Source organism: Syntrophorhabdaceae bacterium (assembly GCA_028713955.1).
Lineage (GTDB): Bacteria > Desulfobacterota > Syntrophorhabdia > Syntrophorhabdales > Syntrophorhabdaceae > UBA5609.
In genome coordinates this window covers 1-8382 of record JAQTNJ010000135.1, presented here as the reverse complement: position 1 = coordinate 8382, position 8382 = coordinate 1, and the positions used below count along the sequence as shown (strand labels likewise).

The following is an 8382-nucleotide window of genomic DNA, read 5'->3' as shown; positions in this document are numbered from 1 at the left end:
GGGGAACCAAGGCAAGTTACCCCCCCCCCCCCGATTGATGTCAAGTGGTTTTTTGTGGCATTTACTCAAGCTCGCATTCAGACCACCAGGCAGTATAATCCGAATGCGACCAGTCATAGTCTCTTACGTCTTTGTCATAAGTCAGGCCGAGCCCTTCGGCGAAGTTTTTGTAATGTCCAACAACTTTTTTCTGATCGCTGAATGCCTTGGTCTCGGCTTCTACCCCGCGCCACACAGAAACAAACACATATACTTTCATATTAATCACCATCTATGCCGCAGTGATGAGCCAACATAATTCTTCATGCTCTGCGGCCTCTTTCTCGGCCTGTTCTTTTTCTCTAAGCCTTCTTTCAATCTCATGGTCAATAACAGACTTTGCTTCTGGAACAAGATAATTGTCAGGGTCTCCATACCAGCCCCAGCAGCTATCGACCTCTTCCTTGTCCTCATCAACAATCCTGAATCCGTAGACCTCGCCTGAGAGGTATTGCCCGTACACCTCGGCTTCGCCCTTCAGAAGCTCAATGGCTTTCTTCTTTAAGGTTTTGTTGAACCGTTTTTTGCTCCAATTGCGCATGGCATCTTTGTTCGACATATAGGTCCAGCCGACCTGGCCGCTGTCCCACTCGGCGTGCTGCGCCCGGCCAAGAAACGGGTTTCCGTTTTCGCCTGCCCTGAGAATAAGGACCGAGTGATCGTAAAGGTACAGAGGCAGCAATATGTAATTCTTGTAAACTGTATCCGTAATAATTTTATTCACCTTTCTATCGCTGGCCTCCCATGGCTTGTCCTTGTATTCCTTCGCAAGCCTGGCCCAGCCTTTTCCGTTCTCCCAGTAGTCTATTCGGCCATTAACCGTATCGTCTGTTTCCGTGGCAAGGGTCTGGAAGAATTCTTTTGGGTTTTTATAGCTGTGCTCGTCGCCCAGGTTATATCTCCTGTGCCAGCAGATCATTTTCCCGATGTTATCAAAGGCTTTTCGGGGATTTTCTGCGCATTCGTCTATGTAAATCTCGATATCGTAGCCCTTGTACTCAATCTTCTGAATAGCGTCTTCGATAAAGCTCACCTGTCAATCAATTACTTTTTCATAGCCGTGTTCCAGGTCTAGCTCAAGCTGGCGCTCGGGTGTGCGGATGGAATTTTCCTTCATCACTTTTCGCAGTTTCTCCTGGTCGTTTCTCAGGGTTTCATACGCCACCTCGGCAGCTACTTCGCAGATCCTGCGGAGCGGAATTCCTGTAAGCTGCCTCAGCCTGTAGCTCTGGTATCCGGCAAAACTTTCCATGGAAAATCACCACCATTAATTTTTTCTATCTTGTAAATATTTTCCGGCTGGAGCATGGTGCAGTGCTCATAATCCTTTTGGGCCTCAGCTTTGGTCCTGTAAACAACCGGCTCCTCAATTTCCACGGGAATCCATGCTTTTATGACGTAAGGCATACTCGATGTTCTCTCCATCTTTTTCAAGCAAGGTGACATAACCCTCTAATCCGCCGATGGCCATACTTTCATAACCTATGACCACCTTTTTTCCGCCCTTGATGTGCTTCAGCGCCTCAGCTATAAACTTATTAGCGTCAGATTTTCCTGAAACATAAAAGTTGATGAATCCAGGCACTTCCTCGTAGCCTGCCTGGAGTGCTTCGGTATTGCCAAAACTAAAAAACATGCCTGGGATCTCGCCCTTTTCCAGTTTTTCTTCCTCAATGCCGTTCTCCAGTATCAGACTCTGGTAGCATTGCAGGCAAACTTCCTCGCTGTCATAATCCCGGTACTGGATATGCCACCCGTTTCTGGGATTCTGGCGGCAGATTTCACGCTCGCATTCCTGGCAGGTGAAATAGGAAAAGTCATCCTCATAGAGATAGGCTGTCTCGCACTCTTCGCTGCAAAAATGCTTTATGGTTTCATTTTCGTCCCACGGGGTTTCATAGACTCCATGCGTGAACGGTTTGCGTGCTTTCCTGTCAAAACAGTTGTCGCAAGGAACATTAAGCCTCTGGGCTCTTTCCTCAAGGTAGTGATAGATTTTCATTGCCCTTTTTATGTTGCTCTCGTCCACGAGGCTCTCAAATCCTGGCAGCGGCTGGCCAGACTTCTTTATTATCTTTTTATAGATTTCATCAAAACTGTTTTTGGACATTTGAATCACGACGGTGAGTCATTCAAAACCAGCTAGCGAATTCAGGCTCGATGTTTTTTTCTATGGCCTGCCTTACAAGCGGCAGCGCGCCACTCTTATACCAAGACATATAGCCTTCGTGATGATGCCTGTTGCTTATGGAATTCTTCAAAACCTTTCGGGCGTCGCCTTGATAGCAGGCGTCAACCCATTCGCAATAGTTATTTCTTCCCATCATTCCGTCAAGGCCGATCTGCGCGGCTCGCGAAGGCGGAGCGTAACCTAAACTCTCGGAAATAATATGGGCTGTTATCCTTGGATATCGCTGCATGAATTCTGTTGCGTTTTCCGGTTTTGGTCTCATCAATAATCCTCTGGCTTCATGAAAGTAAAGCCCTGCGCATCGTAGATAACCCAGACTTTGTCTTTTTCAATCACGCGGAGCTTCATGTAGGGCGAGTCTTCTTTGTCGGGCTGCCTCAACAAGTACAGGCCCCTTGCAACAAGGTTCGCCCTCTTCATCAGGTCTTCGTAGCCATCATCGAACAAGTTTCTGGTGAAGTAGACTTTGTCATTTCCCAGGTCGCCAGCATGCACAAGAACGCCGTCTTCCACCGCCTGTTCTGTGGTGTATTGGGAGATTACCGGACCGAACAAATCGTTTTCTTCGGGCATTGCATCACCTTAAATAAAAATTAGAGAAAAAATGAATTAATACGCTTTGCAAATGCCTTGCGGATTATGCGGGTAAAAACAAGAAAGCGATGATGACTATTATAAAGTAATCAGAATTGTCTATTCAAGCGGGTTTTCGCGTGCTTCCGCCCCTTCTTTGCTTCCTCTTGAATAGAACGATCTTTCCTTAAATCCAAACATCCTAGCTATCAGACTTGAAGGAAACTGTTGTATCTGGACGTTGTACCAACTAACTCTCTTGTTGTAGACCTTTCTCTCAAGAGTCAATTCGTTCTCAACTTTACTAATGCTCTGCATTATGGATTGAAAAGTTTTATTAGCCTTTAATTTTGGATATCTTTCTTGAATCAACAATATTTTCGATAACATGCCTTCTAATTGATTTGCAGTTTTCACTTTGGCTTCCACGGTCTTTGCTTCGCCCCATTGAGACCTTAGTCTTGCAACTTCTGTAAAGGTACCGGATTCATGTTTAGCATATCCCTTAACACATTCTGTGAGGGCAGGAATCATGTCAAATTTCTTCTTCAAATGTACCTGAACGTGACTCAGCTGTCTATCGACATCCATCCTCAATTTTATCAGTCTATTGTATGTCGAGATTATCTGGGCAACAATTGCAAGAATAATTATGACTACGAAACCGACTATCAACCAAAATATTATATCCATTACATTCCCTCTAAAATTTCAATGACTTTTTATAAAAATCATTATCTTTGCTGACTCTCTCTGGAATGATTTTCACCTTGAAAAACTTTATCATCTGCTTGATCGCTTCCTGTTTTGTCTTTAGTCCATATACGAGCTTGTAGGCCTCCACTATTTTGTCTTCTTGCTCTGTTAGATCCAACTGAATTTTCGGCATATAACATCATGATATATATTGATATATTAAGATATATAAAGCTTTCGTGTCCTTTGCAGGAGATATTGAATTACACCTTTATTTATTCTTCACGAGTGATCCGTATTTCTTCAGGATTAGATTCTGGATTTCCTTGTCTTTTATAATTGTGGCCATTTTGTCGTCCCAGGATTGCCTTCCTTCTTCAATCTCCATGGCAGTCTCTAGGTCGAGCGGATAGCCACAGGAGTTGCAGAACTTCGAGCCAAAGCTGTTTTTCTGTTTGCATCTTGCACAAATTTTTATGGTTGCTTTGACAGGTTCTTCTTGAGTTATTTCAATCTTATTCATTTTTTTGATGGCGTCCTCAACATCCCTTGATGAAAGGTGGACGTAAATACTGGGCATGTTGCTGCCCGAGGTCCAGCCATAATAGACTTTCATTTGTGCTTCTGTGAGGAATTTGGCTGCTCGTGTAGCAGAGCTGTGCCGCAATAAGTGAGGATGAACCCTTTTTTGGATGCCTGCTTTCTTGGCAAGCGTAATGAGTATCTTTCTCGCCCCGCCATACGTCAACGGCACAAACTCCCCTTTTTTGCCTATGGCATTATAATTGGTTAAAAAAAGGAAAGAATCAGGATTGTTTCTGCAAGGATGTAAATCAATAAACGTTGCAAGTGCCGGGACAGACATAATGATGGTCACCCTTCTCATGCCTGTTTTGCCATTGAGCATGACACATGCACCGAATTGATTAAAAATAACGTGCTTTATCTTTATGTTAAGGACTTCGCCGATTCTCGCGCCTGATTCATAAGCCAGCAGCAAAAACGCTTTGTCCCTGGGATTGTCACAAGCCTGAACCATTCTTTCAATATCTTCCTCTGTTAAAAGCTCCTCAGGCAGCTTTCTGTTCTTTATCTTCTCATTGGTGCTGATCCATGATACAGGTACTGGGTATGTTTTATCATCAATATTATAGAGCCATTTCCAGAACTTTTTTATAAACACGAGGTGCTCTTTTTTTGTCTTTACAGACCATTGCTGCGTTTCTACTGCCCCGCATAGCTTGATTATATCCTTTTTGTCGCACTTCTTAAAATCCTTGTTCAAATGGCTCCCGATAAACCATGCGGAATACAAATCCTTTCTTATTGTTGTTGGCTTGAATCCTCTCGCCTTCTGCAGTTCGAAGAAATCTTCAAAATGCTTTTTGTTTGTAGAAAGAATCTTCTTGCTGGTTTTTATTTTGTTCTCTATGTTGTGCAGCGTGTTCTGGACTTTGTGTATGTCGTGGGTTTCTTCTTGCATGATCTCATTATGTGGGGCTATCTATATAAAGTTTACCCCAGGTACAGTGGGCTGGATGTGTATGCCACCCCAGGTACAAATCTCTGAAATAGCAAAAATTTAAGTATAAGAGACGGAATATGTTGATTATGAAATGTTCAAAGTGCAAACGCAAGGCTGAATTCAAATCACCAGACGGAAAACTCTTTTTCTGTGAAGACCATGCAATAGAATACTTGTCTGTTCGCACTAATCATCCCCTCCTGCATAAGATTTAATTTTTCGCTGCTGGTACTAATACAACAGAGGTTTTTAATGGATCGCACGGACTTTACGAATCATGCAAATCACCATATGAAAAGACTGTGCCCAGATTGTGCCCGCGAAAATTTAAAATGGCCTGACTAATTCTGACTCTCCCCGACTTACGAAAAATAAAATATCCATTATTATTAACGAGTTTTCTTAATTATCAATTAGTTGCAGAACGGCTATTTTTGGTAGGTTTGCGCTTCAAAACCAGTGTACCGGTGACGAGCTGGTAGGTGGGTTCGATTCCCATGCACTTCCGCCATAACACCTTGAAATTGTTAACATTATCCTCTCCTTTTTCGTTCCAGATTCGTTCCAGCTTCTTTGAATTTTATAATCTTCTTTTCAAGTAACGCCTTTCTTGCCGAGACTTCGACCTTTGCATATTTCTTTACTGACTCAAGCCTTGCATGATCTGTTGCCATTTGTACTTCTTGTATTGAATAGCCATGCTCATTGACAAGCTGAGAACATGAACTGTGTTTCAGTCCCTTGTATAATGCTATTGATTCTCCTACTTGCTTACGTGCTCTATGCCACAGATAAGACAATACTGTTTGTGTGTAATGTTGCCCCTGCTTCTTGCCGGTTGGATTTATGAAGAAGAACGGCGATACAATCGAATGAGATATTTGTTTTTCCTTCTCTATCTCCACGTAAGGTATAAATTCATCAACCATAGGTATGTAATGTATGTCCCCTGTCTTTGTTCTTTTAGCTAACTGCCTTGCTGAAAATGACCTGTGTATTGTGAATATCTCCCCGTCAAAATCTGCTTTGTGCAGCGACATAGCTTCACAGGGTCTTCTAAGGTGTTGCTTCATCCACCAGAATATTGGCTGATGCTCAAGAGGGATTGCCCGTATAACTGATCTTTGCCTATCCTCCGGCAACCATTCTATTGGTGTTTCTATAATGTTGTAAGCCTTTTTCTTGGGGAAGGGTGGAATCGTCGGTATGCGCCCCGATCTCCACGCAAAATCAAGGCATGCATGGAGACAATACATAACATTCCGTTGACCTTTTCCATCACGATCTATGCTGTTAAGTAACTTCAAAAGTGTATCGTGCTGAATTTCGTGAAGCTGAATAGGATGATTGTCAAAGAAAGGTATGAGATGATTTTTAATGCTGTTCATGTAATCCAGGTATGTAGCAGGTGAAAGCGTTGGTTTTATTATCTCTATCCATTCTTTCAAATATGTAACTACTGCTGAAGGTATTTTTGTGTATTGCTCAATCCGAAATATTCCTTTCTCCACATCGGCCTGCATGCATGCAAGCAGCTTCTCGGCCATCCGTCTATCAAAGAGCGGTTCGCCTTTGTAATAATATATCTTGTAAGTTTTTTTATGAGGCGCATGATACCAGGACACAAAATATCTTTTGACATGCTCTGCATGGGCAATTTTTCCTTTCATACAAATACCTCCAGGTTTTAATTGATCTTGAGGTATTGTATTTTGTTCAAGTAACTGTGTCAATGTTATCTACTACCGCCCCTTTTTCTTTTTTGTACTTCCTCGTCTTTTATATCTACAATTTCTCCAAATTGATCCAACGTGTACTTAACCCTGGTCTTTATATTCGTCACATATTTTCTATCCGGTGAGAGCTCAAACTTCCCTGATTTTACCATCCGGTAGAAAATACGCGGGATGTGCATTTTCCTTGCTTCATATTCCGCATTCCATTCATCAATCTCCGTAAGAACGTCTTCAGACATCCCAGGCAAAGGTATTTCATCATTGAGGCTTATGATAGGCGCCTTCACTACTTCTTCAATGATGAATGACATGGGCACAGTGTATTGATCTGACTTACCCTTTTCTTCTTCTATATGCTTAAGATACCGGTGAAGGTCTTTTAGGCACTTATCCACGAAATAGGACAGGCTGACTTCTGATCCGCCTTTCTTGAATATCTCTACCAGTTCACTGTAAATATTCTCATCTACCGAGAACGTCTTAATGTGCTTTTTTCTCATTTTTCACCTCAATCAATAAAATGTTATATAACTTTTGTATAACCATATATTAACTTTTACAGAACGATAGCGGTTTTGTCAAGGGGTATTTTGATTAATTTGAATTTGTTTGATTATATCAGCAGATTTTGTTACGTATATCACCTACTAAGCGAGTGTAAGGCATACTACGAAGAACCGCGGATTATGGATAGAAATGTAGTGTAACGCTTAGCATAACCAGCGGCGGCCTGTGAACTTGCCACGACTAGCGCAACGCTACCCCAACTGATTTAAAATTCCTATGGATGTCTTTGCAATATCCATCATAATCTGTTGCATTTCATCCTCTTTCCAAGGTTCGCATCTTGCGTATATGGAAGCTGCTTGAAGCATGATGGACGAGTTATTATGACCTATAAAGATATTTTTACAGTAGTTGTTGTTAATCTTCATGCAATAATTCGCCGCTGTTACCCTGTCAATTCTGTTCATTGCACCCGAGTCATGTCTAATTTCCACAAAAGAACCGTCGGGTTTGAATACCTGAAAAGTTTCGGTTGCAAAGTTCGAGCCTTGCAAGAATACTGCATACGGGAAATGATATTCGTCCAGCATGAAGTTCCTAATTTCATTAATGTTTTTGTAAACTCTTTCAATTGCATTCCCCGCTACCATTAACTCTTGATCTTTGTCCTTCCCAACAAGTACCCCTGCCTTAATGTTTTCAACATCTTTCCCCTGAAACTTTGCTTCGCTAACTAAAACTACCCGCCATTTATTATCTTTGTCCTGAACCTCGATAATTCCTCCATCGGGTTTGATCTTTGACTCTTTTACGAAAAGAGTTTCTCCCAATCGCTTATCAATTGAGTTTAGCTTCTCATTTATCTCCTGTTTGCCGAGCGCTTGTCTGAATCTGAATTGGTATCTCTTACATTCTTGCTTAAGCTTCTCGAATACATTCATACTAGCACGACCAACAGACTTATCATGTACCTGAGCATCTTCGCCAAAGACGGAACATGTCAATGAAAATGAGACACTTTTGCAAAACATTTAGTGTATCTTCCCATCACTCTTTAATACCGGCCTATTGATCCATACCGTATCGGGGAGTAACATCGGTTTCGGTATCTTCCC

12 protein-coding genes are annotated in these 8382 nt (G+C 42.1%); all 12 read right to left on the bottom strand.

Features of this window, described 5'->3' with window-relative positions; genetic code table 11:
- Positions 1–61 precede the first annotated feature (61 nt).
- Positions 62–259 (bottom strand): hypothetical protein, encoded by a 198-nt coding sequence (locus PHU49_11300; GenBank protein MDD5244589.1) that lies wholly within the window; start codon positions 257–259, stop codon positions 62–64.
- Between the two features lie 12 nt (positions 260–271).
- A complete protein-coding gene (locus tag PHU49_11295) occupies positions 272–1072 on the bottom strand; it encodes a hypothetical protein (GenBank protein ID MDD5244588.1) in 801 nt (266 codons plus the stop codon).
- A gap of 3 nt (positions 1073–1075) precedes the next feature.
- The gene (locus PHU49_11290; GenBank protein ID MDD5244587.1) at positions 1076–1291 is read right to left on the bottom strand and encodes a hypothetical protein; all 216 of its coding nucleotides are present in this window, start codon (positions 1289–1291) and stop codon (positions 1076–1078) included.
- Positions 1255–1416, bottom strand: coding sequence for a hypothetical protein (locus PHU49_11285; protein ID MDD5244586.1), 162 nt, complete (start codon positions 1414–1416; stop codon positions 1255–1257). The genes PHU49_11290 and PHU49_11285 overlap by 37 nt, the downstream gene beginning before the upstream one ends.
- Positions 1406–2149 (bottom strand): hypothetical protein, encoded by a 744-nt coding sequence (locus PHU49_11280; protein MDD5244585.1) that lies wholly within the window; start codon positions 2147–2149, stop codon positions 1406–1408. Before PHU49_11280 ends, PHU49_11285 begins: the two co-directional genes overlap by 11 nt.
- Before the next feature lie 22 nt (positions 2150–2171).
- The gene (locus PHU49_11275) at positions 2172–2492 is read right to left on the bottom strand and encodes a hypothetical protein (GenBank protein MDD5244584.1); all 321 of its coding nucleotides are present in this window, start codon (positions 2490–2492) and stop codon (positions 2172–2174) included.
- Complete coding sequence (locus PHU49_11270; protein MDD5244583.1) at positions 2492–2803, bottom strand: hypothetical protein; 312 nt, start codon at positions 2801–2803, stop codon at positions 2492–2494. The genes PHU49_11275 and PHU49_11270 overlap by 1 nt, the downstream gene beginning before the upstream one ends.
- Positions 2804–2923: 120 nt before the next feature.
- Positions 2924–3496 (bottom strand): LemA family protein, encoded by a 573-nt coding sequence (locus PHU49_11265; protein ID MDD5244582.1) that lies wholly within the window; start codon positions 3494–3496, stop codon positions 2924–2926.
- Between the two features lie 274 nt (positions 3497–3770).
- Positions 3771–4982, bottom strand: coding sequence for a tyrosine-type recombinase/integrase (locus PHU49_11260; protein MDD5244581.1), 1212 nt, complete (start codon positions 4980–4982; stop codon positions 3771–3773).
- Positions 4983–5557: 575 nt separating this feature from the next.
- Complete coding sequence (locus PHU49_11255) at positions 5558–6694, bottom strand: tyrosine-type recombinase/integrase (GenBank protein ID MDD5244580.1); 1137 nt, start codon at positions 6692–6694, stop codon at positions 5558–5560.
- A gap of 65 nt (positions 6695–6759) precedes the next feature.
- Entirely contained in the window at positions 6760–7260 is a 501-nt protein-coding gene (locus tag PHU49_11250; GenBank protein ID MDD5244579.1) for a hypothetical protein, read from the bottom strand.
- A 258-nt stretch (positions 7261–7518) separates the two neighbouring features.
- Positions 7519–8298, bottom strand: coding sequence for an EcoRI family type II restriction endonuclease (locus tag PHU49_11245; protein ID MDD5244578.1), 780 nt, complete (start codon positions 8296–8298; stop codon positions 7519–7521).
- Positions 8299–8382 lie beyond the last annotated feature (84 nt).

Excerpts from the sequence above, each read along its gene's own strand:
- PHU49_11250 (MDD5244579.1), bottom strand. The coding sequence starts at position 7,260 with ATGAGAAAAAAGCACATTAAGACGTTCTCGGTAGATGAGAATATTTAC.
- PHU49_11290 (MDD5244587.1), bottom strand. The coding sequence starts at position 1,291 with ATGGAAAGTTTTGCCGGATACCAGAGCTACAGGCTGAGGCAGCTTACA.
- PHU49_11245 (MDD5244578.1), bottom strand. The coding sequence starts at position 8,298 with ATGTTTTGCAAAAGTGTCTCATTTTCATTGACATGTTCCGTCTTTGGC.
- PHU49_11275 (MDD5244584.1), bottom strand. The coding sequence starts at position 2,492 with ATGAGACCAAAACCGGAAAACGCAACAGAATTCATGCAGCGATATCCA.
- PHU49_11300 (MDD5244589.1), bottom strand. The coding sequence starts at position 259 with ATGAAAGTATATGTGTTTGTTTCTGTGTGGCGCGGGGTAGAAGCCGAG.
- PHU49_11265 (MDD5244582.1), bottom strand. The coding sequence starts at position 3,496 with ATGGATATAATATTTTGGTTGATAGTCGGTTTCGTAGTCATAATTATT.
- PHU49_11260 (MDD5244581.1), bottom strand. The coding sequence starts at position 4,982 with ATGCAAGAAGAAACCCACGACATACACAAAGTCCAGAACACGCTGCAC.
- PHU49_11270 (MDD5244583.1), bottom strand. The coding sequence starts at position 2,803 with ATGCCCGAAGAAAACGATTTGTTCGGTCCGGTAATCTCCCAATACACC.
- PHU49_11280 (MDD5244585.1), bottom strand. The coding sequence starts at position 2,149 with ATGTCCAAAAACAGTTTTGATGAAATCTATAAAAAGATAATAAAGAAG.
- PHU49_11255 (MDD5244580.1), bottom strand. The coding sequence starts at position 6,694 with ATGAAAGGAAAAATTGCCCATGCAGAGCATGTCAAAAGATATTTTGTG.